Origin of the sequence: Burkholderia territorii (assembly GCF_902833055.1) — a bacterium.
Taxonomy (GTDB): domain Bacteria; phylum Pseudomonadota; class Gammaproteobacteria; order Burkholderiales; family Burkholderiaceae; genus Burkholderia; species Burkholderia territorii.
In genome coordinates, this window is record NZ_CADFEJ010000010.1 from 150,795 (window position 1) to 175,325 (window position 24,531).

General features: G+C 66.1%; 23 protein-coding genes and 1 pseudogene. 14 read left to right on the plus strand and 10 right to left on the minus strand.

What is annotated here, in order from left to right:
* Nucleotides 1–148 precede the first annotated feature (148 nt).
* The 4 genes and pseudogenes from HW466_RS18830 to HW466_RS18845 all read left to right on the plus strand — a co-directional run bounded on the left by HW466_RS18830 (nucleotide 149) and on the right by HW466_RS18845 (nucleotide 3,722).
* Nucleotides 149–1,495, plus strand: coding sequence for an MFS transporter (locus tag HW466_RS18830; protein WP_059449214.1), 1,347 nt, complete (start codon nucleotides 149–151; stop codon nucleotides 1,493–1,495).
* A 45-nt stretch (nucleotides 1,496–1,540) separates the two neighbouring features.
* Nucleotides 1,541–2,518: pseudogene (locus HW466_RS18835) on the plus strand (dipeptidase); the annotation flags it as partial.
* A gap of 25 nt (nucleotides 2,519–2,543) precedes the next feature.
* Nucleotides 2,544–3,116: a DUF5943 domain-containing protein gene (locus HW466_RS18840; protein WP_060258913.1), complete on the plus strand. Its 573-nt coding sequence runs from the start codon at nucleotides 2,544–2,546 to the stop codon at nucleotides 3,114–3,116.
* Nucleotides 3,117–3,149: 33 nt separating this feature from the next.
* Nucleotides 3,150–3,722: a PAS and helix-turn-helix domain-containing protein gene (locus tag HW466_RS18845; protein WP_059542964.1), complete on the plus strand. Its 573-nt coding sequence runs from the start codon at nucleotides 3,150–3,152 to the stop codon at nucleotides 3,720–3,722.
* A 129-nt stretch (nucleotides 3,723–3,851) separates the two neighbouring features.
* Here the strand turns inward: HW466_RS18845 and HW466_RS18850 are convergent, their stop codons facing one another.
* The 4 genes from HW466_RS18850 to HW466_RS18865 all read right to left on the minus strand — a co-directional run bounded on the left by HW466_RS18850 (nucleotide 3,852) and on the right by HW466_RS18865 (nucleotide 8,690).
* Nucleotides 3,852–5,024 (minus strand): NAD(P)/FAD-dependent oxidoreductase, encoded by a 1,173-nt coding sequence (locus tag HW466_RS18850; RefSeq protein WP_059543031.1) that lies wholly within the window; start codon nucleotides 5,022–5,024, stop codon nucleotides 3,852–3,854.
* A gap of 193 nt (nucleotides 5,025–5,217) precedes the next feature.
* Nucleotides 5,218–6,369 carry a branched-chain amino acid ABC transporter substrate-binding protein gene (locus HW466_RS18855; RefSeq protein ID WP_059503969.1) on the minus strand — a complete coding sequence of 384 codons (1,152 nt, stop codon included), beginning with the start codon at nucleotides 6,367–6,369 and terminating at the stop codon, nucleotides 5,218–5,220.
* A 431-nt stretch (nucleotides 6,370–6,800) separates the two neighbouring features.
* Nucleotides 6,801–6,992 (minus strand): CsbD family protein, encoded by a 192-nt coding sequence (locus tag HW466_RS18860; RefSeq protein ID WP_059452211.1) that lies wholly within the window; start codon nucleotides 6,990–6,992, stop codon nucleotides 6,801–6,803.
* Nucleotides 6,993–7,145: 153 nt separating this feature from the next.
* Complete coding sequence (locus HW466_RS18865; protein ID WP_059542966.1) at nucleotides 7,146–8,690, minus strand: helix-turn-helix transcriptional regulator; 1,545 nt, start codon at nucleotides 8,688–8,690, stop codon at nucleotides 7,146–7,148.
* A 393-nt stretch (nucleotides 8,691–9,083) separates the two neighbouring features.
* Between HW466_RS18865 and HW466_RS18870 the strand changes: the two genes are divergently transcribed.
* The 3 genes from HW466_RS18870 to HW466_RS18880 all read left to right on the plus strand — a co-directional run bounded on the left by HW466_RS18870 (nucleotide 9,084) and on the right by HW466_RS18880 (nucleotide 9,922).
* The gene (locus HW466_RS18870) at nucleotides 9,084–9,248 is read left to right on the plus strand and encodes a hypothetical protein (RefSeq protein WP_167357956.1); all 165 of its coding nucleotides are present in this window, start codon (nucleotides 9,084–9,086) and stop codon (nucleotides 9,246–9,248) included.
* A 63-nt stretch (nucleotides 9,249–9,311) separates the two neighbouring features.
* The gene (locus tag HW466_RS18875; protein WP_059452210.1) at nucleotides 9,312–9,671 is read left to right on the plus strand and encodes a BON domain-containing protein; all 360 of its coding nucleotides are present in this window, start codon (nucleotides 9,312–9,314) and stop codon (nucleotides 9,669–9,671) included.
* A 53-nt stretch (nucleotides 9,672–9,724) separates the two neighbouring features.
* Nucleotides 9,725–9,922, plus strand: coding sequence for a CsbD family protein (locus tag HW466_RS18880; protein ID WP_059452209.1), 198 nt, complete (start codon nucleotides 9,725–9,727; stop codon nucleotides 9,920–9,922).
* A 225-nt stretch (nucleotides 9,923–10,147) separates the two neighbouring features.
* On the opposite strand, the gene HW466_RS18885 is transcribed toward HW466_RS18880, so the two are convergent.
* A complete protein-coding gene (locus HW466_RS18885; RefSeq protein ID WP_151003012.1) occupies nucleotides 10,148–11,176 on the minus strand; it encodes a DUF1338 domain-containing protein in 1,029 nt (342 codons plus the stop codon).
* 226 nt (nucleotides 11,177–11,402) lie between these two features.
* Between HW466_RS18885 and HW466_RS18890 the strand changes: the two genes are divergently transcribed.
* Nucleotides 11,403–12,350 (plus strand): LysR family transcriptional regulator, encoded by a 948-nt coding sequence (locus HW466_RS18890; protein ID WP_059452208.1) that lies wholly within the window; start codon nucleotides 11,403–11,405, stop codon nucleotides 12,348–12,350.
* Nucleotides 12,351–12,393: 43 nt separating this feature from the next.
* On the opposite strand, the gene HW466_RS18895 is transcribed toward HW466_RS18890, so the two are convergent.
* Nucleotides 12,394–14,523, minus strand: coding sequence for a TonB-dependent receptor (locus tag HW466_RS18895; RefSeq protein ID WP_151003009.1), 2,130 nt, complete (start codon nucleotides 14,521–14,523; stop codon nucleotides 12,394–12,396).
* A gap of 322 nt (nucleotides 14,524–14,845) precedes the next feature.
* On the opposite strand from HW466_RS18895, the gene HW466_RS18900 reads away from it, so the two are divergent.
* Both HW466_RS18900 and HW466_RS18905 read left to right on the plus strand, forming a co-directional pair.
* Nucleotides 14,846–15,274, plus strand: coding sequence for a hypothetical protein (locus HW466_RS18900; RefSeq protein WP_151003008.1), 429 nt, complete (start codon nucleotides 14,846–14,848; stop codon nucleotides 15,272–15,274).
* 150 nt (nucleotides 15,275–15,424) lie between these two features.
* The gene (locus HW466_RS18905; RefSeq protein ID WP_059503977.1) at nucleotides 15,425–17,053 is read left to right on the plus strand and encodes an NADP-dependent glyceraldehyde-3-phosphate dehydrogenase; all 1,629 of its coding nucleotides are present in this window, start codon (nucleotides 15,425–15,427) and stop codon (nucleotides 17,051–17,053) included.
* 72 nt (nucleotides 17,054–17,125) lie between these two features.
* Here HW466_RS18905 and HW466_RS18910 read toward each other — a convergent pair whose 3' ends face one another.
* Nucleotides 17,126–17,758 carry a LysE family translocator gene (locus HW466_RS18910; RefSeq protein ID WP_151003006.1) on the minus strand — a complete coding sequence of 211 codons (633 nt, stop codon included), beginning with the start codon at nucleotides 17,756–17,758 and terminating at the stop codon, nucleotides 17,126–17,128.
* Nucleotides 17,759–18,379: 621 nt separating this feature from the next.
* Between HW466_RS18910 and HW466_RS18915 the strand changes: the two genes are divergently transcribed.
* Nucleotides 18,380–18,703 carry a hypothetical protein gene (locus HW466_RS18915; protein WP_059452215.1) on the plus strand — a complete coding sequence of 108 codons (324 nt, stop codon included), beginning with the start codon at nucleotides 18,380–18,382 and terminating at the stop codon, nucleotides 18,701–18,703.
* A gap of 36 nt (nucleotides 18,704–18,739) precedes the next feature.
* Here HW466_RS18915 and HW466_RS18920 read toward each other — a convergent pair whose 3' ends face one another.
* Nucleotides 18,740–19,975, minus strand: a complete 1,236-nt coding sequence (locus tag HW466_RS18920) for an NADH:flavin oxidoreductase/NADH oxidase family protein (RefSeq protein WP_151003004.1) — start codon at nucleotides 19,973–19,975, stop codon at nucleotides 18,740–18,742.
* Between the two features lie 78 nt (nucleotides 19,976–20,053).
* On the opposite strand from HW466_RS18920, the gene HW466_RS18925 reads away from it, so the two are divergent.
* Together HW466_RS18925 and HW466_RS18930 are read left to right on the plus strand one after the other, a co-directional pair.
* The gene (locus HW466_RS18925) at nucleotides 20,054–20,521 is read left to right on the plus strand and encodes a MerR family transcriptional regulator (protein WP_151003002.1); all 468 of its coding nucleotides are present in this window, start codon (nucleotides 20,054–20,056) and stop codon (nucleotides 20,519–20,521) included.
* 166 nt (nucleotides 20,522–20,687) lie between these two features.
* Nucleotides 20,688–21,008: a DUF1330 domain-containing protein gene (locus HW466_RS18930; protein WP_059799891.1), complete on the plus strand. Its 321-nt coding sequence runs from the start codon at nucleotides 20,688–20,690 to the stop codon at nucleotides 21,006–21,008.
* A 25-nt stretch (nucleotides 21,009–21,033) separates the two neighbouring features.
* Here HW466_RS18930 and HW466_RS18935 read toward each other — a convergent pair whose 3' ends face one another.
* On the minus strand, nucleotides 21,034–21,870 hold the full coding sequence (locus tag HW466_RS18935; RefSeq protein WP_059799892.1) for an NAD-dependent epimerase/dehydratase family protein: 837 nt from the start codon (nucleotides 21,868–21,870) through the stop codon (nucleotides 21,034–21,036).
* A 102-nt stretch (nucleotides 21,871–21,972) separates the two neighbouring features.
* Between HW466_RS18935 and HW466_RS18940 the strand changes: the two genes are divergently transcribed.
* A complete protein-coding gene (locus tag HW466_RS18940; RefSeq protein WP_059452202.1) occupies nucleotides 21,973–23,076 on the plus strand; it encodes a LacI family DNA-binding transcriptional regulator in 1,104 nt (367 codons plus the stop codon).
* A 111-nt stretch (nucleotides 23,077–23,187) separates the two neighbouring features.
* On the opposite strand, the gene HW466_RS18945 is transcribed toward HW466_RS18940, so the two are convergent.
* Nucleotides 23,188–24,480 carry an MFS transporter gene (locus tag HW466_RS18945; protein WP_059452201.1) on the minus strand — a complete coding sequence of 431 codons (1,293 nt, stop codon included), beginning with the start codon at nucleotides 24,478–24,480 and terminating at the stop codon, nucleotides 23,188–23,190.
* Between the last annotated feature and the right edge of the window lie 51 nt (nucleotides 24,481–24,531).

Here is a 24,531-nt window from a genome sequence, read left to right on the forward strand (position 1 = left end):
ATCAGCCCGCTCCCTCCTCCAAAAGCCGGCAAAGCCAGGTCCACTCCCCCGATTACCTAGGTAATTGACACGTATGGACCTAGGTAATTGGCATCCCTACCATGGTTTGCGACGCGAATCCAAGCGCCCACACGAAGAGGACACGACCATGACCACCCAGGACGTCGATACCGGCACGCTGCGACGCGTGATCGCCGCAGCATCGATCGGCAATTTCGTCGAATGGTTCGATTTCGCCGCATACGGCTTTCTCGCCACCATCCTGACGCGCGAATTCTTCCCCAGCGGCGATCCGACGATCGGGCTCCTGAAGACATTCGCCGTCTTCGCGGTCGCCTTCGCATTCCGCCCGCTCGGCGGGCTCGTTTTCGGCGTGATCGGCGACCGGATCGGACGCAAGCGCACCCTGGCGCTGACGATCCTGATGATGGCCGGCTCGACGACGTTGATCGGTCTGCTGCCGACCTACGCGAGCATCGGCTACTGGGCACCGTTGCTGCTCACGATCATTCGCTGCGTGCAGGGATTCTCGGCCGGCGGCGAATACGCCGGCGCGTGCGCGTACGTGATGGAGCACGCGCCGCGCCGCCGCCGCGCGTTCTTCGGCAGCTTCGTGCCGGTATCGACATTTTCGTCGTTCGCGTGCGCGGCGGTCGTTGCCTACCTGCTCGAATCGTCGCTGTCGTCGCAGGCAATGGTCGACTGGGGCTGGCGCGTGCCGTTCCTGATCGCCGCACCGGTCGGCCTCATCGGCGTCTACCTGCGTGTCAACCTGAACGAAACGCCCGCGTTCCAGGCGCTCGAAGGCAAGCACGACATCGCGCATGCGCCGCTGATGGAAACGCTGCATTCGCAGTCGTGGAACATCCTGAAGCTCGGCGCGTTCGTGTCCGTGACGGCGCTGTCGTTCTACACGTTCACGACGTATTTCGCGACCTACCTTCAAGTGGCCGGGCACCTGTCGCGCGGCACGTCGCTTCTCGTGACGGTGCTCGCACTCTTCTTCGCCGCGGCGCTGTGCCCGGTCGCCGGCTTCTTCTCCGACCTCGTCGGCCGGCGCGCGACAATCGCCACCACCGGCATCTTCATCATCGTGTCGGTCTATCCGGCGTTCTCGCTCGGCGGCTCGGGCGTGCTGTCGCAATCGCTGATCGGCGTCGCGCTGCTGGCGATCGGCGCGGTGTTCTCGGGCGTGGTGACGGCACCGCTGATGTCGGAAGTCTTCGCGACGAAGACGCGCTACACGGCATCGGCGATCACGTACAACCTCGCGTACACGATCTTCGGCGGTACCGCGCCGCTCGTCGCCACGTGGCTGATCGCCGCGACCGGCACCAACCTGTCGCCGGCGTACTACCTGATCGCCGTGTCGATCTTCGCGATGATCGGCGGCCTGGCCCTGCCGGAGACGTCGAAGACGGCACTCGAGGAAGCCGGCCCGGCGACCGCGAGCGCCGCTCGCGCCGCCAAGCGCGGCGTCGAACGCGCCGTTTGAGCGCGCGCGGCCGCTCCCCGTCCGCAAGCGCTCGACGCACAGGCAAACACCATGACCCGCCTTCACGACTCCAGCATCATCATCGATGGCCTGAACATTTCCCGGTTCGAGCGTTCGGTGTTCGAAGACATGCGCAAGGGCGGCGTCACGGCCGTCAACTGCACGGTCTCCGTGTGGGAAGACTTCCAGAAGACGATCGACAACATCGTGGAGATGAAGCAGCAGATCCGCGAGCACGGCGAAATCCTCATGCTCGTGCGCACGACGGACGACATCCTGCGCGCGAAGCGGGAGAACAAGACGGGCATCATTCTCGGCTTCCAGAACGCGCATGCGTTCGAGGACAATCTCGGCTACATCGAGGTGTTCAAGGAACTCGGCGTGAACGTGGTGCAGCTCTGCTACAACACGCAGAATCTCGTCGGCACGGGCTCCTACGAACCGGACGGCGGGCTGTCCGGATACGGCCGCGAAGTGATCCAGGAGATGAACCGGGTCGGCATCATGGTGGATCTCTCGCACGTGGGCGCGAAGACGTCGTCCGACGCGATCGCCTGTTCGAAGCGGCCGGTCACCTACTCGCACTGCTGCCCGGCCGCGTTGAAAGCGCATCCGCGCAACAAGACGGACGATCAACTGCGCGAGATCGCGGAAGCGAACGGCTTCGTGGGCGTCACGATGTTCATGCCGTTCCTGCGACGCGGTGCCGATGCAACCATCGACGATTATCTGGAAGCGATTGAATACGTGATCGACGTGATCGGCGAAGACAAGGTCGGGATCGGCACGGACTTCACCCAGGGCTACAGCACCGAGTTCTTCGACTGGATCACGCACGACAAGGGCCGCTATCGTCGTCTGACGGACTTCGGCAAGGTCGTCAATCCGGAAGGAATCCGTACGATCGGCGAATTTCCGAACCTGACGGCCGCGATGCAACGCGCCGGCTGGAGCGAATCGCGCATCCGGAAAGTAATGGGCGAGAACTGGCTGCGCGTGTTCGGCGAAGTCTGGAATGCTTGAATCGCACGACGCATCCGCATCCGCCATGCAACCTCAATTGCCCATCGACGTCGATCCGGACACCGGCGTCTGGACCACCGACGCGCTGCCGATGCTGTACGTGCCGCGCCACTTCTTCACGAACAATCACGTCGCCGTCGAGGAAGCACTCGGCGTCGAGGCATACGCCGAGATCCTCTACAAGGCCGGCTACAAGTCGGCCTACCACTGGTGCGACAAGGAAGCGAAGCTGCACGGCATCGAAGGCATGGCCGTGTTCGAGCATTATCTGAAGCGGCTGTCGCAGCGCGGCTGGGGCATGTTCAGCATCGCCGAAGCCGATCCGGCGACGGCGCACGCGTGCATCCATCTGCACCATTCGTCGTTCGTGCTGGCGCAGCCCGGCAAGCACGGCAAGCTCTGCTACATGTTCGCGGGCTGGTTCGCCGGCGCGATGGACTGGGTCAACGACACCGCCGCCGACACTGCGATCAAGGGCCCGCGCGCGCATTCCGCGGAAGTCCGGTGCGCGGGCGAAGGGCACGACTGCTGTGTCTTTCATGTCGGGCCTCGGCCCGCGCAAGCGCTACAATCCGACGGGAGCGAACCCGCCCGATAGCCTTGTCCGAACACGGTTCGGACCGTCGACAAGATGCCGACCATGACCGACACGACGCCGCGCCTCGACTACGAAGATCTCTTCAGGCACCTGCCCGTCGCGGCCATCGTCGCGCGAGAACGCATCATGGTCGACTGCAACGAGAAGGCGTTGCAACTGTTCCGGGCAACCCGCGACGACATCATCGACCAGTCGTTCGCGAAGCTGTATCCGCAGCAGAAGGACTTCGCGACGACCGGCCGCCGCCTCGCGCCGCTGCTCGCGAAACATGCGGGGTTCAGCGACGACCGCATCATGCGCCGCGTCGACGGCAGCCATTTCTGGGTCACCGTGTGCGGCTTCGGCTACAACCCGAAGCGGCCGTTCGAGCTGGCCATCTGGACCTTCACCGACATGTCGGAGAACGCAAAGCATCCCGACGTCACCAGCACCCTGACCGATCGCGAACGCGACGTCGCGGCATTCCTGGTCCACGGGCTCACCAGCAAGGAAATCGGCAAGGAACTGAGCATCAGCCCGCGCACGGTCGACATTCATCGCGCGAGCCTGTTGAGGAAATACGAGGTACGCACGACCCACGAACTGATCGCGTGCCTGCTGGCGTGAGCGGCGCGCGCGAGAACGGCGTATCCCGCATCGCCTCCGCGTTCCGAAAAAAAGCCCGGCAAAGCCGGGCCAATCAGATTGAGACACAAGGAGAATCCCGCCCATCGCACACCGGGCGGTCACGCCGCGCTACACGACGTTCTTTTCGACGATCGGCCGGTTTTCGAGCACACGCTCCCAGCCGAGCGACGACAGGTCGAGCGATTCATATCGCCCGCCCAGGATCAGTTCACTGACGCCACGCCCCGTCGCGGGCCCCTGCTGCAGCCCGTGCCCGCTGTACCCGTTCGCGAACACGACGTTGTCGAGCTCGGGGTGATACCCGATGATCGCGTTGTGATCGAACACGTTGTACTCGTAGTACCCCGACCAGCAGTTCTCCACACGCAGCGCTTCGAATTCCGGCACGCGATTCGCGAGCGTCGGCCAGATCACCTCGTCGAACAGGTCGTGATCGACTTCGTCGAGCGGCAGGTCGTCGGGATCGCGATCCGGGCTCGGCGACGTCCCGCAGATGTACGTGCGCCCTTCCGGCCGGAAATACACACCCGTCGGATCGATCAGCAGCGGGCAATCGGTGAGCTTCGCCGGCGACGACACGTTGAAGATGCTGCGACGTCGCGCATACACCGGAATGTCGATGCCCATCATCGACGACAGCGTGCGCGTCCACGCACCGGCCGCGTTGACGAGCGTGTCGCATGCGTAGCGCTCGCCATCGTGGGTCACCACGTGCGTGACCTTGCGGCCGTCGCGAACGACGCCGGTCACATCGGCCGGCACATACCGGGCGCCCAGCGCCTGCGCCTTCTTGCGCAGGGCCTGCACGAGCCCGTATCCGTCGAACCAGCCTTCGCCGCTCACGCCGTAGGCGCCCGACACGAGATCGTCGACGTTCAGCCACGGAAACTTCGCGCGCAGCGCGTCGCGGTCCATCAGCCGGATATCGGCGCCGAGCTTCGTCTGCAACGCATGGTTCTCGCGCAGCGTCGCATCGCCCGCCGGCGTCGCGAGGAACAGGTAACCGCCTTCATGCAGATCGATCGACGGCCGCGTGCCGTCGACCTCGAGCCGCTCGCCGATCGTGCGCAGGAAATCGATCCCGAACAGCGACATCTCGATCGACAGCGGCGTCGAGAACTGCTGACGAATCGACGCGGCCGACAGCGCCGATGACGATTTCGCATAGGTGGGATCGCGTTCGATGACGGTCACGGACACCGTCGGATCGGTAGCACGCAGGAAATAGGCGATCGAGCTGCCGATCACACCACCGCCGACGATGACGACTTGAGAACTCACGACTGACTCCAGTTGCACGTGAAAGGCGCGACCGGCCGGCCGCGCCCGAAGGTTGTTCGTGCCGCGTCGCGCGCGGCGCCGTGCGTGCGAACCATCCGGCGAAGCGCCCGACGTGCGCCGCGACCGCATCGGGTCGCTTCGGCTATTTCAGCACGTCCTGCATCGCCGCGAAAGTCCGCGCGCGTTCGGGTATTCAGTCCGCCGTTTGCGTGGTGACGGGCTGCCACGCGGCGTTCTTCACTTCATACAGCGTCGAGCTCGGGTTCTTCAGGTCGCCCGTGTTCGTGAACGCGATCGTGCCGGTGATGCCGTCATAGCGCGTGCCCTTCAGCGCGCCGTTGAAATCGGCCGGCTTCGTCGAGTTCGCCTTCTGCATCGCGTTGATCGCGATCCACGTCGCGTCGTACGCGAACGGCGCATACGCGAGCATGTCGACGCCGTATTTCTGCCTGAATTTCGTTTCGAACTGCTTGCCCTTCGCGAGACGCGCGAGCGGCTGCCCGTATTCCCACACGGCCGCGCCTTCGGCCGCGTTGCCGGCGAGCTTGATGAAGTTCGCGTTCATCACGCCGCCGCCGGCCAGGAACTGCGCACGAATGCCGAGCTGGCGCATGCGCTTGACCAGCATCGCCGATTGCGCGTCGAGGCCGCCGAAGAACACGAGGTCGGCATTCGTGCTCTTGATCTTGGTGAGCTGCGCGCTGAAGTCGACGGCCTTGTCGTTCGTGAATTCGCGCGCGACGATCGTGCCGCCGTTCGCCTTCGCGGCTTTCTCGAATTCGTCGGCTTCGCCCTGGCCGAACGCGGTGCGATCGTCGATGATCGCGATGCGCTTCGCCTTGGTCACGCTCGCCGCATACGCACCGGCATTGCCGGCGTTTTGCGCGTCGGTCGCGATCACGCGATACACGGTGCCGAGGCCGGCGCGCGTGATGTCGGGATTGGTCGCCGACGGCGTGATCATCGGAATGCCGGCCTTCGCGTAGATCTTCGATGCGGGCAACGTCGTGCCGGAATTGAAGTGGCCGATCACGACGGCCACCTGCGCGTCGGTCAGCTGCTGCGCAGCCTGCACGCCGATGCGCGGATCGCTCTGGTCGTCTTGCGACGCGACGACGAACTTCACCGGCTTGCCGCCGATCGTCGTGTGCGCGGCGTTCGCCTCGTCGACGGCCATGCGCACGCCGTTCTCGATGTCCTTGCCGTATGCGGCGCCGCCGCCGGTCAGCGGCACGGCCACGCCAACCTTGACGACCGTTTCCTGCGCGTGAGCCGCGCCCGTCTGGAACGCGAGGATCGCGGCGGTCAGTGCAATGCCGGAAAGCGAACGAATGCGGAACATCATCGGCCAATCCTTCTTCTATGGGTCGGGATGCGACGCGCGACCATCGCGCGCCGGCGACCTCCTGCGTGCCGGTGATGTTTTCTGTCGACGGGGGCATTGCCGAACGCGCATCGCTTGCCCGTCGATCACCGCGGTTCCGTCTCCGGGGAACCTGTCAGCGCGAAAGAGGTGAACCGATTGTGGATAGCCAATACGCGTGCAGCAAACGAAATATCGGAACTATGTTGTGAGGAATTGTCATCAAGTGCCGGCGCTGGGGCCGGCACGCGGCCCGCGCGATGGCGGGCCGGGAAGAGGAAACACCGGCGGGACGCGCGCCTCGCGCGTTGGCCGCGGTCGCGCCGGTCATGCCGATGGAGAATCATCGCCATATCGGGCAGCGGCAACGCCCGGCATATCGCGCGCTCAGGTCGGTCGCGCCGGGGCGCCGGTCAATGCCGGTCGGTGCCGGTGTGCTCGCGCACCGCGTCGGCCGCCTCGCCGGCCTTCTCCTGGACCTTGCCGGCCTGTTGTTCCGCCACGCCTTCCGCTTCCGTCTCGCGATCGCCCGTCACCTTGCCGAGCGCTTCCTTGACCGAACCTCTCACTTGTTTGAGCTTGCCTTCGATGCGATTCCTGTCCATGGTCGTCTCCTGCGATGAGTTGGGGAGAGCCGGCGGCGCGGCGGCCCGCGCCGCCCCGCCGAGTGGACAGGATCGCAGCCGCGCGGCGCACGCGGCAGATGCGGATGCACCAGCCCGCATGGTGCATTCGCACCGATGGCCGGATGCCGGGCGTCAGTCCGTGCCGTTGGCGCCGCCTTTATCGGCACCTTTATCGCCGCGCGCACCGTTCGCATCAGGCGCGCCGACGATCCCGCGTTCGCGCGCCCACACGATCGCCTCGCCGCGACTATGCACGTCGAGCTTCGCGTAGATCGTCGCGACGTGATTGCGCACCGTGTTCGGCGCGAGCCCGAGGCGAGCGGCAATCTCCTTGTCGGCGAGGCCGTGACACAGCAGGTCGAACACGTCGCGCTCGCGCGCGGTGAGATCCGACAGCTGCGCGCCCGCGTCCGGCGCATTCGCGCGCCGCACGTTCGCCAGTTTCTCGATCAGCGTGCGGCTGAACCACGATGCGTCCTGCATCGCCGTCTCGATCGCATAAACCAGTTCCATCTCGGTGCGCTTGCGATCGCTGATGTCGAGCAGCGCGATCAGCAGGCAATCCTGGCCGTGAATCGCGACCGGTTCGGCCGACATCACGCAATCGCGCACGTCGCCGTCGCGCGTGCGGATCTGCACGTCCGCGTTGCGCACGTTGCCGTCGCGCGCGAGCTCGCTGTCGATGTGCTGCCGGGCGCCGCGTTCGGCCCATAGCCCGATCTCGTCCGCGGACCTGCCGAGCAGATCGTCGCGCGCATGGCCGGCCATCGCGACGAACGCATCGTTCACGTCGAGCAGCTCGAAGCGATCGACCGTGACGATCGCGGTCGCGACCGGCGTCATCCGGAACGCCTTCGCGAAACGCTCCTCGCTCTGCCGCAGCGCGAGTTCGGCCTGCTTGCGCGGCTCGAGATCCATGAACGTGAACAGCATGCACGCCTCGCCGTTCATGTCGATCGGCTGCCCGGCGACCACCACCGCCTTCGTGCCGCCGTCCGCGCGCTTGAGCACGGCCTCCATCTGCGGGATCGTCGCGCCCTCGGCCAGCCGTTCGATCGCAAGCTCGCGCCGCTCGGCCTGCTCGAGCACGTCGACTTCGTACACGGAGCGGCCGAGCACGTCGTCGCGCGCATGGCCCGTCATCTCGAGGAAGCCTTGATTGACCTTCACGTAGCGCAGGTCGTCGAGCCGGCAGATCACGGCCGGCGCCGGGTTCGCATTGAACGTGCGCTCGAAGCGGTCCTCCGCGCTCGCCCATTCGGTCGCATCGTGCAGCACGAGCGCGAGGCAGTCGGGCTCGCCGGCCGCGTTCGTCAGCACGAGGCTGCGGATCCGGTGAACCCAGCTCACGTTCTCGTCGGCGGCCGATTCGACTTCGACCGTCACGTCGCTGAACTCCTCGCCGGCAATCACGCGATCCATCGGATAGTGGCCGTCGCGCACCGGGTGGTTGTTCCGGTAGCGCAGCCTGAAACGCTCGCGATACTCGGTGACGTCCGCGCCGAGTTCGGCAAGCTCGGTGACGCCGTGCATCGCGAGGGCGGCTTCGTTCGCCCACACGATGCGCTGGTCGGGTTCGATGAGGATCACGCCCTCGGTGAGCCCCGCGATGATCTGGTGCAGCTGGCGCCGGTCGGTATGCGACTTGAGCGCCTGTTCGTTGACTCGTTCGTCCATTGATCGGTGGTCCACTTGGTCGACATCGTTGTCCGGCCGGCCGCCTCCGCGCCGATACGCGGCGACCTGCGCCGGCTGGCGCGTGCACGCGATGATCGCGTGCGGCCGATGCAATCGACAGGCGCGGATGCACCATGCGCAATAGTACATTCGCACGCCGCCCTTCTGCGTGCGTCATCCCGCCGAGCGCGCGCGCCGCGCCCCGCGTGCCGGCCGAGCCGCATCGCGCGCATCATCGCGCATTTTCCGTTCCCGCCCGTGCTTGCGTTCCCGTGCAAACGCACTAGCCGATCCAGTGAATTTGCGCGATGTCCGCGTGCATTCGCGCCGGTACGCTGGTACTGCATCGGCGCTCGCGCGCCGCCTTTTCATACCGCAGAGGAGGATCACCTGATGAAACTGCATCAGACACCCGATCCGACGCGACCGGAGCCGGCCCCGGACAATCCGCCCGAACCGTCGCCAGGCACCGATCCGCCGGTACCGCTGCCGCCCGACGTGCCGCGCCCCGACATGCCGCCGCGCGAGCCGGGCTACGACACGCCGATCGCGCGGTAGCGCGCGACGCGCTCCGCATCCGTCGATTCATCCATCCACCACGCCAATCGAAGGAGAACATCAATGAACAAGACCTCGCACCTTTCGACGCTACTCGCCGCGAGCGCGGCCTTCCTGCTCGCCGCCGCACCGCTCACGAACGCACAGGCGCAGACCCAGGCATCGTCGTCCACCGACACCACGATGACGTCGAATTCCGACCAGCCGGTGACCGACACGTGGATCACGACCAAGGTGAAGACCGAACTCGCGACCACCAAGGGCGTGAAGAGCACCGACATCAGCGTGAAGACGGTGGACGGCGCCGTCACGCTGACGGGCGTGCTGCCGTCGAAGACCGCCGTGAAGAAGGCCGTCGCCGTGACGCGCTCCGTGAAGGGCGTGAAGCACGTCGACGCATCCGGGCTGAAGCCGAAGGCCTGAGATATCCCGCGGCCGAGCGCCGCCCTTTTTTCCCCTTACTCCAGGAGCACACCATGAACGAAGACAAGATCAAGGGTCAATGGAAGCAATTGACCGGCAAGCTGAAGGCCAAGTGGGGCAAGCTGACCGACGACGATCTGACCGTCGCGGAAGGCAATCGCGACTATCTGGTCGGCCGGATCCAGGAGCGTTACGGCATCGCGCGTGACGAGGCCGAGAAGCAGTTGAGGGAATTCGATCGCGAGCTTTGACGCGCCGGTCGTCTCACCCCGCCGCGATGCGTCCCGCATCGCGGCCACGTGGAGGAACACGACATGGGCAAGTATCTGATCGCATGGCTGCTGGGCGTCCCGCTCGGCGTGCTGGTGCTGTTCTATCTGGTCACGCACCTGTTCTGACGAGCGCGGCGCCCATCCAGCGCAAACGGGCCGGCGGCTGTCATCAGCCGCCGGCCCGTTTGTCTGCCCGCGTCGCGCTTACTTCCCCGCGTTCGCCGTCATCTTGAAGATGCCCTGCGCGTTGCCCGCGTCGAAACGCAGGTCCGTCACCCAGCGGCGCGTCGCCTGGTCGAACGTGCGACGGCGCGTGATGAATTCGTAGAACGAGCCCGGCACGTTGCGTTTCACGATGCCGCCGTCGCGCGTGCGGAATTCGCGTTCGACGATATCCGCGCGATAGGCGGTCTGGAACACGCGGCCCGAACGCGAGCGTTCGACCTCCGGCTTCATCGGCCGGCCCTTCGCCTTCTCGTCGTCGGACAGCTTGAACACGTCGGCCACGCGGTCGGTCGCATGATTGAACGCGTTGCCTTCGGTCGCGATCCACGCCATTTCGGCCGATTCGAGCAGCAGCGTCTCGTAATCGAGTTCGTTCGGCACGTCGTGCTGACGCGCGAATGCACCGACGATCTCCGGCAACAGCGCATGCGCGGCCTCGAGCGGCAGCCAGCCTTCGCGCTCGATCTCCCACAGCAGCGCGACGGCCGCCGGCGACAGCGGATCGCGCGACGAGCTCACGACGTTCGTCACCGCCTGCTGGAATTCCTTCGAGAAACGCTCCGGGTGCAGTTCGCTGACGAAGAACTGCGCGATCTCGTCCGGCGCGTCTTCATGCGCATACGCGCGGCCGGTCATGCCCAGCTTGTCGAGCGGATAGCGGCCGTTCAGGCGAAAGCCGAGCGGACGCAGGATGCGCGTGAACGCGGCTTCGCCCGGCGGCAGCGCGCCCGTGTGCGGCCAGCGCACCGTGCGCAGCGCGCCGTGGTCGAAGTAGACCGAGCCGCCGTTTTCGATCGCGTCGGCGGTGTACGCGCGGCCGTTGGCCGAACGCTCGAGCAACCCTTCGAACAGCGCCATGTTCATCGCCTGCGCGATTTCCGCGCGCGTGACGACGTCGGGTTCCCATTCGTCGAGAATGGCCGGCATGTTCAGGGTCGCGAACAGGGCGTCGGTCTTCGCCTGTCCCAGCAGCTTCGTCAGCAGGCTCTCGATATTCGGATTGCGCATCAGGATTCTCGTGTTCAGGGGACCGCCGGCAAGCGTGCCGGCCATTCGCATGCCGGCCGCCCAGCGGGCGCCTGGCCTTGCGTGGGAAGCATTATTCAAAGGGTTGCAGCGGCGCGTAAAGCGAGATTAAATTGAGATGTAATGAGTTTTTGGAATCATCGGCCATCTCCGCACCCGTCCGCCGCTCCGCCGCGGGCGGGTCCGTTCGTCAGACGAAACGAGCATCATGCGCAAATTCAAGATCCCCAACATGGGTGCGCTCGTGGCTTTCGAAGCCGCGGCGCGCCACGAGAGCTTCACGCACGCGGCCAAGGAGCTGTTCCTGACCGAAAGCGCGGTATCGCGGCAGATCGCGACGCTCGAGGCGAGCCTCGGCGTGCGGCTGTTCGCGCGCGTGAAGCAGCGCGTCGTGCTGACGCGCGCCGGCAAGCTGTACGGCACGCAGGTGCGGCGCGCGCTGGAGGCGCTCGATCGCGACACGCTGTCGATCATCGCGCACGGCAGCGGCGGCGGCTATCTGGAGCTCGCGGTGCTGCCGACCTTCGCGTCGCACTGGCTGATCCCGCGCATCAAGAGCTTCTATGACCGCACGCCGGACGTGCGCGTGAACATGGGCAGCCGCACCGACCTGTTCTCGTTCGAGGACACGCACTTCGAGGCCGCGATCCATTACGGCAAGCCGACCTGGCCCGGCACGTCGTCCGATTACCTGTTCGGCGAGGAAGTCGTGCCGATCTGCTCGCCCGCGCTGCTCGACGGGCCGGTCGAACGCGTGGAGGATCTGCTCGCGTATCCGCTGCTGCACTCGACCACGCGTCCCGGCGCGTGGGCGCAATGGTTCGAGACGCACGGCGTCGAGGACATCCGCACGATGCAGGGTGTGCGCTACGAACTGCACACGATGCTGATCAGCGCGGCCGCGGCCGGGCTCGGCATCGCGCTGGTGCCGAAGTTCTTCGTCGAGGAGCAGCTGCAGCAGCTCGGCCTCGTCGTGCCGTGCGACGCGGCAACGGTCGGCGATTCCGCGTACTACCTCGTGTATCCGACGGAGCTGAGCCACAGCAAGCCGCTGGAGCTGTTTCGCGGCTGGCTGCTTGAGCAGGCGAGCGCGTATGCGGCGCCGGCCCCCGATGCGCACGGCGACGACCTGGACGACGACGAGGACGTCGAGTGACCGAGCGGCCGCGCGATCGCGGCCGCCGGCGCGGGTGAAGGGCTTACATGTGCCATTTCACCGTGGCGGTCAGCGTGCGCGGGTCGCCGGGCATGTTGTACAGATCGGCATTGCCGTGCGCGGCAATGAAGTACCGGCGATTGAACAGATTGTCGAGCGTGAGCGTCACGTCGACCTTCTTGCTGCGATAACCGGCGCCGAGATTGAACACCGTGAACGACGGCAGCGTGACCAGATCGCTGGCCGACGTGTAGCGGGCCGACTGGAACTGCATCCCGGCTGCCGCATAGAAACCGTACGGCAGCTCGCGCTTGAGCCACAGGCTGGCACTGTGCCGCGGCATCAGCCCGGGCGTATTGCTCGATAGCGTGAGGCCGGCCGCCGTCGATTGCGGCGAGCCGTCGACCGTGCCGTTCAGGTACGCGTAACCCGCATACACCGACCATTTCGGCGCGATCTGGCCGGTGAAGCCGAGTTCCGCGCCGCGCACGTGCTGCGTGCCGATCGGCAACGCATAGCCGGGATTCGCGGGGTCGCCGATCTGCTGGTTCGTCTGCCGCATGTCGAACAACGCGACGCTGGCCGTCGCCTTGCCGCCGATGTCGAAGCGCGAGCCGATTTCATATGCGGTCGTCTTCTGCGGCGCGAGCGCGCCGCCGTTCGAGAACGCGCCGGAACTGATCAGCGTGTCGGCCAGCGGCGAGAACGACTGGCTGAACGAACCGTACAGCGTCAGCCAGTCGAGCGGTTCGTAGATCAGGCCGACGCGCGGGCTCCACGCATGATCGGTGCGGTCGAGATTGACGTTCGACGACGTGTAGTCGTGACGAATCTGGTTCAGGTAGTCGAAGCGCAGGCCCGCGAGCACCTTCCAGTGTTCGGTGAGCGAGATCAGGTCCTGCGCATACACGCCCGCGAGCCCGACGACGGTGGACGCGTTCGTCTTCGCGCGCGCGCCGATCGGCACGCCGGGCAGCACGACCGGCTGCGGGTTGAAGAGATCGTAGGTCGCGACCTTCGACACGCTGTAGACCGTATCGAATTTCTGCTGCTGCGACAGCTCGAGCCCGTACAGCAGCTCGTGCCGCATGCCGAACAGCGACGTCTTCTGCGTCAGTTCGAACAGCCCGTCGATGCCGTGATCGGTGCGCTGGCGTGTCGACTGGTCGAGCGTGACGACCGGGTGCGCGGCGGTTTTGATCGGCTCGTAGGTCACGTAGTTCTTCCGCTCGAGCGAGAAGTCGTACGCGCGAATCGCGCCATGAAACGACAGCGAATCGTTGAAGCGGTGATCGAGCGACACCGTCGCGCTTTTCGCCGAAACGTCGTTGTACGAACTGTTCACGCCGTCGGCCGAACCGTAATACGTGTTGATCGGCACATCGACCGGCCGGCCCAGGTAAGCGGGCAGGCCCTGGTCCGACGTGCGGCGATCGTGCAGATAGTCGAATTCGACGTTCAGCACCGTGTCGCGGTCGAGCTTGAACTGCGCCGACGGCGCGATCGCCTGCCGGTTGAGCTGAAACTGGTCGCGGAAGCTGTTCGAGTTCTCGGCCGCGCCGGTGACGCGAAAGCGTGCGGCGTCGTTCGCGTTCCAGCCCAGATCGAATTCGCCGCGCCGCTCGCCGCGCGTGCCGAGCGTCACGCCCACCTCGTTTACCGGGTTCGCCTGCGGCCGCTTCAGCACGCGATTCACGATGCCGCCCGCAGAACCGCGCCCGTACAGCACGGCGGCCGGCCCCTTCAGTACCTCCACGCGATCGACGTTCGACAGGTCGCGATAGTAAAGCGCATCGTCGCGAATGCCGTCGACGTACTGGTCCGTGATGCTGTTGAAGCCGCGGATCGTGATCTGGTCGCGCTGGCCGTCGCCAACCGAGAAACCGACGCCCGGCACGTTGCGCAGCGCATCCTGCAGCGACGTCGCGTTCTGATCCTCGATCACGGCGTGCGGCACGACGTTCACGGTCTGCGGCACGTCCATCAGCGACATGTCGGTCTTGGTCGCCGCGCGCGAATGACCGCCGTCGTACGACGCGTGCTCGGCGGACGCGTTGACGGAAATCGCGGGCAGGGTCGCCGCGGTGTCGCTTGCCTGCGCGCAGGCGGCGCGTGTACCGGCCAGCGTCGAGGCGATCAGAAGTGCGTGGCACGCGCTCTTGTTGAGTTTCATCGTGGAAGTGAAGACAGAAGGAAAAACGGTGAGCGCAAACGCGCCGGCCGCCGCGCGAACCGGCGATTCGACGTGCGGACACCATTGCGCGCACAACGGACGGCGCACGGGAAATCGCTCCGTCGCGCGGGCCGGCAGGCCCGTCAGGAAAACGCCGTTACGACGCGTCACGGCTCGTAACGGAGCGAAATATTAAACGAGAATGATTCGCGTTATTAGTTAATTTTTAACATGTCGCCTTCGTGCAACGTACATCCGGCTGACACTGGGGATTCCTGACAAATTGCCTTCGATTTATCGCGCAAATGCGCAGATGGCGTAATTGAAACGAAAGGATATGGGCGAGCGCGGCGCGAAATGGCCGCGTGGATCGAAGGCCTGCTGCGGGGATACATCGGAAAGACGACAGAGGATCGCGAACGACGCGATGGCGGAAACGGGAATCGCTGCTCGCGGAAGGTCCGGTGCGCGCCGGGCCGGGCAACCCCGACCCGGCGCTCCGGGCAGCCGACCTCGCATCGGCGGCGCGGCGGACCTTCTCTCTTTCTTCACTGCGTGTGATCTCTCAGGTTCCGGGGCATTTTTCTACTTCACCGCGCTCGGCCATTATCCGCGCAATCCGGCCAAAGTGAAACGTTTGCGCATGCAGCAAACCGCTTATATCCAGGATTCCGACACAGTCATACAAAAACCTTACGCAACGCGCGGCAGCATTCGGCAAATCTTGCATTCGGTTCGGCGTTCCTTTTAAATGGAACTGGTTCCATTCCGCGTTTCGGCCATGCCGTCGCGTGACGCCGCGTCGTGCGCGCGTCATCATGCCGATTCAGGATCGAGGATCGTTCAGCTCAGGATTCCGCATCGCCCGTCCTTCCCGGACACCCCGTCAAACGAGACCGTCATGCCCGATTCCGCCTCCCTGCAGCAGCTGTTTCCCGCCTATCAAGACATTCCCGCCGAATTCCGGCTCGCCGCGCCGATCCACCAGCGCGTGTCGCTGGTCGACGGCGAGTTGCGCCCGTGGGACGGCGCGACCAAGACCGTGCTGTCACCCGTGTGCGTGCGCCAGCCGGACGGCAGCGTCGCGCAGATGGAGATCGGCAGCTATCCGGTGATGGGCGAGACGGAAAGCGATGCGGCGCTCGACGCCGCGGTGCGCGCGTACGATTCCGGCCGCGGCGAATGGCCGACGATGAAGGTCGAGCAGCGCATCGCGTGCATGCAGGACTTCATCAAGCGGATGGTCGCGCAGCGCGAGCTCGTCGTGAACCTGATCATGTGGGAGATCGGCAAGAGCCTCGCCGATTCGCAGAAGGAGTTCGACCGCACCGTCACGTACATGACGCAGACCATCGACGCGCTGAAGGAGCTCGACAACGCGAACTCGCGCTTCGTGATCGCGGAAGGCACGATCGGCCAGATCCGCCGCACGCCGCTCGGCGTCGTGCTGTGCATGGGCCCGTATAACTATCCGTTGAACGAAACGTTCGCGACGCTGATTCCCGCGCTGCTGATGGGCAACACCGTGGTGTTCAAGCCGCCGCAGTACGGCACGCTGCTGTTCGAGCCGCTGCTCGACGCGTTCCGCGATGCGTTCCCGAAAGGCGTGATCAACACGATCTATGCGCCGGGCGCGGTGGTCGTGCCGCACATGCTCGCGTCGGGCAAGATCAACGTGCTCGCGCTGATCGGCTCGAGCAAGGTCGCCGATCATCTGAAGAAGCAGCATCCGAAGTCGCACCGGCTGCGTGCGATTCTCGGCCTCGATGCGAAGAACGCGGCGATCGTGCTGCCCGACGCCGATCTCGACCTGACCGTGAAAGAGTGCCTGCTCGGCGCGCTGTCGTTCAATGGCCAGCGCTGCACCGCGCTGAAGATGCTGCTCGTGCACCGCTCGATCGTCGACGAATTCCTGAAGCGCTTCACCGCCGCGCTCGAACAGCTGAAGATCGGCATGCCGTGGGAGAAAGGCGTCAGCATCACGCCGCTGCCGGGCATGCACCGCACCGCGTACATGACCGACGCAATCGACGACGCGAAGGCCAGGGGCGCGCAGGTCGTCAACCATTCGGGCGGCGAATTCAGCAAGACGCTGTTCTACCCGGCCGTCGTGTATCCGGTCACCGAGGGGATGAAGCTGTATCGCGAGGAACAGTTCGGGCCGATCATCCCGGTCGCGCCGTTCGACGACGTGGAAACCGCGCTCGACTACGTGACGACGTCGGAGCACGGCCAGCAGGTCAGCATCTTCGGTTCCGATCCGGCGCAGATCGGCGCGCTCGTCGATCCGCTCGTGAACCAGGTGTGCCGCGTGAACATCAACTGCCAGTGCCAGCGCGGGCCGGACGTGTTCCCGTTCGCGGGGCGCAAGGATTCGGCCGAGGGCACGCTGTCGGTGACCGACGCGCTGCGCGCGTTCTCGATCCGCTCGATGGTCGCGGCGAAGCAGACCGACGGCAGCAAGCAGTTGCTCGATTCGATCGTGTCGGATCACTACTCGAAGTTCATCAACACGGGCTTCATTTTCTGAAGCGCGGAAGCGGTCCGCCGCGTGGTCGCGCGGCGGACCGTTCGTCCCACTGCACGCGGGCGCGTTGCGCGTTCACGTGTTCGACGTCAGCAACCGGATCCCCGCCACACCGAACACCACCGCGAGGCATGCTTCCATCGCGCGGCGGCCGCGCACGTACAGCCGGCGCGCGCCGTCCGTCGAGAACACCAGCGCATAGCCGCCGAACACCAGGCATCCGATCGCGATGCAACCCGGCACCACCGCGCCATGCGACGCGCCCGCGCCGTTCGACGACAGCGCGACGATCGACACCCACACCAGGATGGCTTTCGGATTCGTCAGATGCAGCATCGCGCCGCGCGCATAGAAGCGCGACAGCTTCCGATCGGCGGTCGCGTTCGGCGTGGCGGCCGCCTTGGCCGACCACGCGGTGCGGCCCGACTTGAATGCGAGCCACAGCAGGTACACGCCGCCGAACAGCTTGATCGCGACCAGCAGCTTCGACCACGCGAGCAGCGCGGCCGACACGCCCAGCGCGGCCACCGTCGCCCAGAACATCGAGCCCGAGATGACGCCGAGCGCGAATATGAGCGCTGCCTTGCGGCCGTGGTTCGCGGCGACCGACATGATCGCGAGATTGCTCGGGCCGGGGCTGGCCGTCCCGACGAAATAGGCCGTGTAGGCCAGCAGCAGATTGGCCGAGAAGAAGGCGTGGACGCTCATGTCGAACCTCGCGGAGATGATGTGGTGATTGTTCGCAAACACCGCGCGGCTGCCCATGGACAGTTCTCCGGTTATTCGCTGGGCCAGTTGGGCGGCGTGCGTTACACCGGTTGCGCACGCATCCGGTGTGCCGCGCACGAGACGTCTCGGATATGAAACATCCGGCGCATGCTTGGTGAGCGTTCATCGCGACGCGGATGAGGCCGCGGCTCGCCGCGCGAGACCGCCCCGACTTGGGCGACGCGCCGTGAGCGGCACCGGCACACACGGGCCCGGCATTGCGCCGACGCGTTGGCCGAAACACGCGGCCGGTTTCAGCCCGGCGTTACGTTACATCGCTGAAGCATTTCATTCGCCCGGCCCCGGTCGCGCTGCCGCACGCGGTCGCACCCGGCGAATCGACACCCTTCTCGATTTTCCGTGCAAGCCAGTATCGGCGGGGCGCAATGGCCGCTGCCGCATGCCGCGTCAACATTGCTCAACACTCGGATCGCCGGGCTGGTACGGAATCTGCATTCCCGACGGATGACAATCGCGCCGACGCACGGCGCGGACATGAACCCGGATCGCGGCCCGGCACCGGACACGGCCGAACGATCCACGCAAAGTATGAGGCTCTTCATGGATGCGCTGCCCAACTCATCCGATACGTCGTTCCAGATCTTTCTCGCGAAACTGCTCGAACAGCCGCAGCCCGAATGGACGGAAAAACAGCAGATGGAACTCGAGATGGCACGCACGCTCTCGACCCAGATGGTCAACTACGCGGAAAGCATGCGCGGCGGCAACGCGGATCTCGCGCGCTGCCTCGTGCTGCTGCGTTACGCGAAGGTCCTCGACTTCATGCTGACGTCGCTCGCCGCGCGTCGGGACATTCATCCGCAGACGCTGCGCACGCTGTTCCGGCTCGCGAACCTGAAGGTAGACGATGCGTATCCGGTGTGAGCGCGCATCGGGCAGCCCGACGCCGCGCGTGCGCGGCTAGCGCGCTACCCGCCCCGCCATCCACCTGCGGTAACGCCGCGTCTGACATTGCGCGGCGAGTTGCTGCGACACCAGCGCGCGCAGCGGCGACACGCCCGGATGCGTGCGCCGCCCGACGCTCAACCGCGCGAGCTGGAACTTCACGACGGCCATGTTCGCCAGCGCACCCAGCGCCTTGCTCTTCCACCGGATCGGCTGCAGCGCCGGCGCGCTGTCCTTGCCGGCTTGCCAGTCGCGCGGCAGGTTCGGCTCGATCGACAGCGCGGTCGCGATGCCGACCATCGCCACGCCGCTGGCCACCACCCGTTCGGCGACCGCGCGGCGCCGGATCCCGCCCGTGACCATCAGCGGCATGGCCGCGACGGCCATGATGTCGCGCGCGAATTCGAGGAAATACGCTTCGCGGGCCAGCGTGCGCCCGTCGCGCGCCTCGCCCTGCATCGCCGGCACTTCGTAGCTGCCGCCCGACAGCTCGACGAGGTCGACACCAAGCGGATTCAGCAGTTCGACTACACGCTTCGCATCGTCCGCGCTGAAGCCGCCGCGCTGGAAGTCCGCCGAATTCAGCTTCACTGACACGACGAATGCCGGCGACACCGTCGCGCGCACCGCGCGCACGATCTCCAGCAGCAGCCGCGCGCGGTGCTCGATGCTGCCGCCCCATGCATCCTGCCGGCGGTTCGTCAGCGGCGACAGGAACTGGCTCAGCAGATAGCCGTGCGCCGCATGGATCTGCACGCCGGTGAAGCCGCTTTGCTCGGCAAGCTGCGCGGCGCGCACGAAGCGCTGCCGCACGTCGGCGATGTCGGCCTCCGTCATCTCCTTCGGGACCGGGAACTGCTTCGACAGCGCGCCGAGCGCGAGCGGCACGGCCGACGGCGCGAGCGTCGTCTGGCCGAGCGCCGCCTGCATCTGCCGGCCCGGATGGTTGATCTGCATCCACGCGTGCGCGCCGCCGGAACGCGCGACCTGCGCCCAGCGGCGGAAGCGGTCGAGATGCGCGTCGCTGTCGAGCACGACGCCGTTCGGGCCCGTCATCGCGCGGCCGTCCACCATCACGTTGCCCGTGAGGATCAGGCCCGCTCCGCCGTCGGCCCACGCCTGGTACAGGCGCAGCAACGCGTCGGATGGCGCGTGGTCCGCATCGGCCATGTTCTCTTCCATCGCGGCCTTGGCGAGCCGGTTCGGGATCACCGCGCCGTTGGGCAGGGTGAGAGGCGCAAACAGGTTCATGGTGGACTTCCTCGATTGACGATGCCCAACCATAACTTTAAAGTCAGCTTCAAGGTCAAGCCCCTCTGGAGCATGAGGATGAAGATTGGAGAGCTCGCTCGAACCAGTGGCATCGCGGCATCGCGCATCCGCTTCTACGAAGCGAGCGGCCTGCTCGAACCGGCGCGCCGGCAGGCGAACGGTTATCGGGAATACGGGCCGGAAGCGCTGACGCGGCTCGCGATCATCGACTGCGCGCAGCGCGCGGGCTTCACGCTCGACGAGATCCGCGCGGTGCTGCCGCCCGATCTCGGCGCGTGGCCGCGCGACGAACTGCTGCAGACATTGCGGCACAAGGTCGACGAAATCGCGCTGCTCGAACAGCGGCTTGCGCAGAACCGGCGCAACCTGCAGGCGCTGATCGACGAAATCGCGAACAAGCCCGCCGGCGAGGATTGCGCGGGCGCCGCGCAGCGCATGCTCGACAAGCTGTGCAAGGAAACGGCCGGGTCGGAGCCGGAGCCGGCTCCTGTGCCGCGCGCGCGGCCGATTCGAAAGCGCGCATAAGCGCATAAGCGCGTGGCGACGTCGATATCCGTGACGTGCGGCATGCGGCCGGCTTCGCGCACGTCGACGCGGATTTGCTTACGTCGGAGGTAATCGACGCGCGCCGCCCTGGCGCCGATCATGGCTTCATCGATCGACCCATCGCGTCGACACCAAGGAGCCTGCCATGACCGCCTACGCCATCGCCCACCTGCACGACGTCGACATGTGCGACGACATCGTCGAATATCTCGAACGCATCGACGGCACGCTTGCGCCGTTCGGCGGTCATTTCGTGATTCACGGCGCACGGCCCGACGTGCGCGAAGGCGTGTGGCGCGGCGACCTGATCGCGATCGCGTTTCCCGATCTCGCTACGGCGCGCGCGTGGTACGAATCGGATGCGTACCAGCAAATCCAGCCGCTGCGCGCACGGCACGCGAGCGGCCCGCTGATCCTGATCGACGGCGTGGACGAGCGGCACAAGGCCACGGACATCCTGCGCTGATCCGCGACGCCGCCGCCTGCGCGGCTTACTTCGCGTTGCGCTCCATCGGCTCGCCGACGACGAACCCGCCGCCCTGGTAGCGCTGCGCGGGATCGTCGTAGTCGGCAGTCGGCGCCGTCACCGGGAACAGCCCGGCGAACTGCTCGGAGCTGTCTTGCGGCCGGTAGCCGAGGAAGCCCGCCTTCGTGTTGTCCCACCATTTCACCGGGTTGTCCGACACGCCGTAAACGATCACGTGCCCCACGCGGTTCGTCAGCAGCGAGCAGCGCACGAGCTCGATGAGGTCGCGATAGCTGAGGAACGTCACCAGCATGCGCGGATTCTTCGGCGCCTCGAACGACGAGCCGATCCGCAGGCACACCGTCTCGATCCCGAAGCGGTCGAAGTAATAGCGCGACAGCGACTCGCCGAAACACTTCGTCACGCCGTACAGGCTGTCCGGACGCTGCGGCGAATCGGCATCGAGCACTTCCGTGACCGGATGGAAACCGATCGCATGGTTCGAGCTCGCGAACACGACGCGCTTCACGCCGTGCTTGCGCGCGGCTTCGTACAGGTTATACGTGCCGGTGATGTTCGCATCGACGAGATCGTCGAACGGCGCGTCGACCGAAATGCCGCCGAGGTGGACGATCGCGTCGACGCCGTCGACGAGCGCCATCACCGCCGGCCGGTCAGCCAGATCGACGACCCGGATTTCTTCGTGAGGCGCCGCGTCGTCCAGCGCGGCGATGTCGCTCACGCGCACGACGTCGGCCCAGTTCGCCAGCGCGCCGCGCACCTGACGGCCGAGGTTGCCGGCCGCGCCGGTCAGCAGCAGGCGCCCGAACGGCTTGCGTGCGCCGGTGGATGTGGCGTTCATCGAATCTCCTTGAATCTGTTCTGTTGTGTGCTGGACGTCGCCCGAATGCAATCGAATCGGAAAACGTTTTCCAACTATACGCGGGACAAAAGCCGAACGTCAATGGCCGGAGCCGTCCGGAATCATCCGCATTTTCCCGATATCGGCCGGTGGCCGGATGCCGGCTTTTTCTGCCACAATCCGGTGCAATCGAACGAAAACGTTACCCTTCCGATGAAAAAAGTTTCCCCGACGATCCGCGACGTGGCGGCGGAAGCCGGTGTGTCGGTCGCGACGGTGTCCAAGTACGTGAACGGCACGCAGCGCTTTTCGCCGACCGTCGAAGCGCGGCTCAAGGAAGCGATCGAGCGGCTCGGCTACCGTTCGAACCCGCTCGCGCGCTCGATGATCACCGGGCGCACGCGCACCATCGGCCTCGTGATCCTCGACATCAGCAACCCGCACTTCACGAACGTCGTCAAGGGCGCGAACCGCGTCGCCCTCCAGCACGACTACACGCTGCTGCTCGTCGATACCGAAGAGAACCAGGCGCGCGAACGCTCGCTGATCGAGGCGCTCGCGCAGCGCGTCGACGGGCTGATCGTCAGCACGCGGATGCCCGACGACCAAGCCGGCTGGATGCTCGACCTGCACAAGCCGCTCGTGCTGCTGCGCCGCAGCCCCGGCCTGCCGATTCCGAGCGTCGGCATCGACAACCGGCTCGCCACCTACATGCTCGCGCGCCATCTGCTCAATCTCGGGCATACGCGCATCGCGTACCTCGGTTTCGGCCCGGCGCGCGTGAACGACGAGCGGATCCAGGGCGCGCGCGACTGTCTCGCCGAAGCGGGGCTCACGCTCGACGTGCACGACGCGCATGCGCCGACCGCCGATGCCGGCGAGCGCGCCTGCTCGCGCGTGATGCTCGGACCGCACCGTCCGCAGGCCGTGATCTGCTACAACGACCTGATCGCGCTCGGCTTCATGAAGGAAGCCGCGTCGCTCGGGTTCCGGTTGCCGCAGGACGTGTCGGTCGCCGGCGTCGACAACGTGCCGTACGGCGAATACGCGGCACCCGCGCTCACCACCATCGACATCCAGAGCGAGAACATGGGCGAGCTTGCGATGCAGAAGCTGATCGACGCGCTCGCCGGCCGCACCGACGCGAGCTACTCGACGTTCGAGCCGCGGCTGATCATGCGTGCGTCGACGGCCGCGGCCGGTTGAAGCGCGGCGGCGCGTTCGCCGTCTGCCGCATCTTCGTCATCGCATCGCCTTCACGCATTGCAAATAAAAACGCGCCGCCTCCGGGCGGCGCGTTCGTTTGCCGGCACGCGATCAGGCGTCGAGCTTCGCGGGCTTCATCTTCGGCGTGAGCATGTGCATGACCGCCAGCGCGAGCAGATAGGCCAGCGCGCCGATCGCGAACAACACCCAGTAGTGGCCCGTGCGCTGGAGCACCTGGCCGATCACTTCCGAGAACAGCACGCCGCCGATCGAACCGGCCATCCCGCCGATGCCGACCACCGACGCGACCGCGCGGCGCGGGAACAGGTCGGACGCCGTCGTGAACAGGTTCGCCGACCAGCCCTGATGCGCGGCGGCCGCGAGCCCGACGATCAGCACCGCGATCCACAGGCTCTGCACCTGCGACACGAACGCGATCGGCAGCACGCAGCACGCGCAGATCAGCATCGCCGTCTTGCGCGCGCGGTTCACGCTCCACCCCGCGCGCAGCAGCATCGACGACAGCCAGCCGCCGCCGATGCTGCCGACCGTCGTCAGCGCATAGATGCACACGAGCGGCAGGCCGATATGCTGCATGTCCATCCCGCGCGACTCGTTGAGCCACTTCGGCAGCCAGAACAGGTAGAACCACCACACCGGGTCGGTCAGGAACTTGCCGATCAGGAACGCCCACGTCTCGCGCTTGCGGATCAGCTCGCTCCAGCGCGGCGCGCCGGCATCCGCATTCGCCGCGTCGAGCGCTTCGGCTTCGTCGCGCGGCTCGTCGTATTCCGCGGCGAGCGCGCGCGTGTCGGCCGTGCGATACATCAGCAGCCAGACCGCGAGCCACACGATGCCGATCGCGCCGATGATCACGAACGCCGCTCGCCATCCGTAGGCCACCGCGATCGCCGGAATGATCGCAGGCGCGAACACCGCGCCGATGTTGGCGCCCGAGTTGAAGATGCCGGTGGCAAGCGCGCGCTCGCGACGCGGAAACCACTCCGCCGTCGTCTTGATTGCCGCCGGGAAGTTGCCGCCCTCGCCGATCCCGAGCAACGCGCGCACGGCCGCGAAGCCCGTCACCGAGCCGACCGCCGCGTGCAGCATCGCCGCGATGCTCCACACCAGCATCGCGACCGCATACGAGATGCGCGTGCCGAGCCAGTCGACGATGCGTCCGAAGCCGAGCAGGCCGATCGCGTAGAACGCGGAAAACGCCATCACGATGCGGCCGTACTGCACCTGGCTCCAGCCGATGTCGTGCTGGAGCATCGGCGCGAGCAGGCCGAGGATCTGTCGATCCATGTAGTTGATGACGGTCGCGAAGAACAGCAGCGCACAGACGGTCCAGCGATAGCGGCTGGCGGCCGCGCGGACCGCGCCGACGACGGCAGATTGCATGAGTGTCTCCGATGCGCGGCCGCGCCCGCCGCGCCGCTGGATGTTGTCTGT

Coding starts and splice junctions, on each gene's coding strand:
- HW466_RS18830 (WP_059449214.1), top strand. CDS start 149: ATGACCACCCAGGACGTCGATACCGGCACGCTGCGACGCGTGATCGCC.
- HW466_RS18840 (WP_060258913.1), top strand. CDS start 2,544: ATGCAACCTCAATTGCCCATCGACGTCGATCCGGACACCGGCGTCTGG.
- HW466_RS18845 (WP_059542964.1), top strand. CDS start 3,150: ATGCCGACCATGACCGACACGACGCCGCGCCTCGACTACGAAGATCTC.
- HW466_RS18855 (WP_059503969.1), bottom strand. CDS start 6,369: ATGATGTTCCGCATTCGTTCGCTTTCCGGCATTGCACTGACCGCCGCG.
- HW466_RS18860 (WP_059452211.1), bottom strand. CDS start 6,992: ATGGACAGGAATCGCATCGAAGGCAAGCTCAAACAAGTGAGAGGTTCG.
- HW466_RS18865 (WP_059542966.1), bottom strand. CDS start 8,690: ATGGACGAACGAGTCAACGAACAGGCGCTCAAGTCGCATACCGACCGG.
- HW466_RS18870 (WP_167357956.1), top strand. CDS start 9,084: ATGAAACTGCATCAGACACCCGATCCGACGCGACCGGAGCCGGCCCCG.
- HW466_RS18875 (WP_059452210.1), top strand. CDS start 9,312: ATGAACAAGACCTCGCACCTTTCGACGCTACTCGCCGCGAGCGCGGCC.
- HW466_RS18880 (WP_059452209.1), top strand. CDS start 9,725: ATGAACGAAGACAAGATCAAGGGTCAATGGAAGCAATTGACCGGCAAG.
- HW466_RS18885 (WP_151003012.1), bottom strand. CDS start 11,176: ATGCGCAATCCGAATATCGAGAGCCTGCTGACGAAGCTGCTGGGACAG.
- HW466_RS18890 (WP_059452208.1), top strand. CDS start 11,403: ATGCGCAAATTCAAGATCCCCAACATGGGTGCGCTCGTGGCTTTCGAA.
- HW466_RS18895 (WP_151003009.1), bottom strand. CDS start 14,523: ATGAAACTCAACAAGAGCGCGTGCCACGCACTTCTGATCGCCTCGACG.
- HW466_RS18905 (WP_059503977.1), top strand. CDS start 15,425: ATGCCCGATTCCGCCTCCCTGCAGCAGCTGTTTCCCGCCTATCAAGAC.
- HW466_RS18910 (WP_151003006.1), bottom strand. CDS start 17,758: ATGAGCGTCCACGCCTTCTTCTCGGCCAATCTGCTGCTGGCCTACACG.
- HW466_RS18915 (WP_059452215.1), top strand. CDS start 18,380: ATGGATGCGCTGCCCAACTCATCCGATACGTCGTTCCAGATCTTTCTC.
- HW466_RS18920 (WP_151003004.1), bottom strand. CDS start 19,975: ATGAACCTGTTTGCGCCTCTCACCCTGCCCAACGGCGCGGTGATCCCG.
- HW466_RS18925 (WP_151003002.1), top strand. CDS start 20,054: ATGAAGATTGGAGAGCTCGCTCGAACCAGTGGCATCGCGGCATCGCGC.
- HW466_RS18930 (WP_059799891.1), top strand. CDS start 20,688: ATGACCGCCTACGCCATCGCCCACCTGCACGACGTCGACATGTGCGAC.
- HW466_RS18935 (WP_059799892.1), bottom strand. CDS start 21,870: ATGAACGCCACATCCACCGGCGCACGCAAGCCGTTCGGGCGCCTGCTG.
- HW466_RS18940 (WP_059452202.1), top strand. CDS start 21,973: ATGGCCGGAGCCGTCCGGAATCATCCGCATTTTCCCGATATCGGCCGG.
- HW466_RS18945 (WP_059452201.1), bottom strand. CDS start 24,480: ATGCAATCTGCCGTCGTCGGCGCGGTCCGCGCGGCCGCCAGCCGCTAT.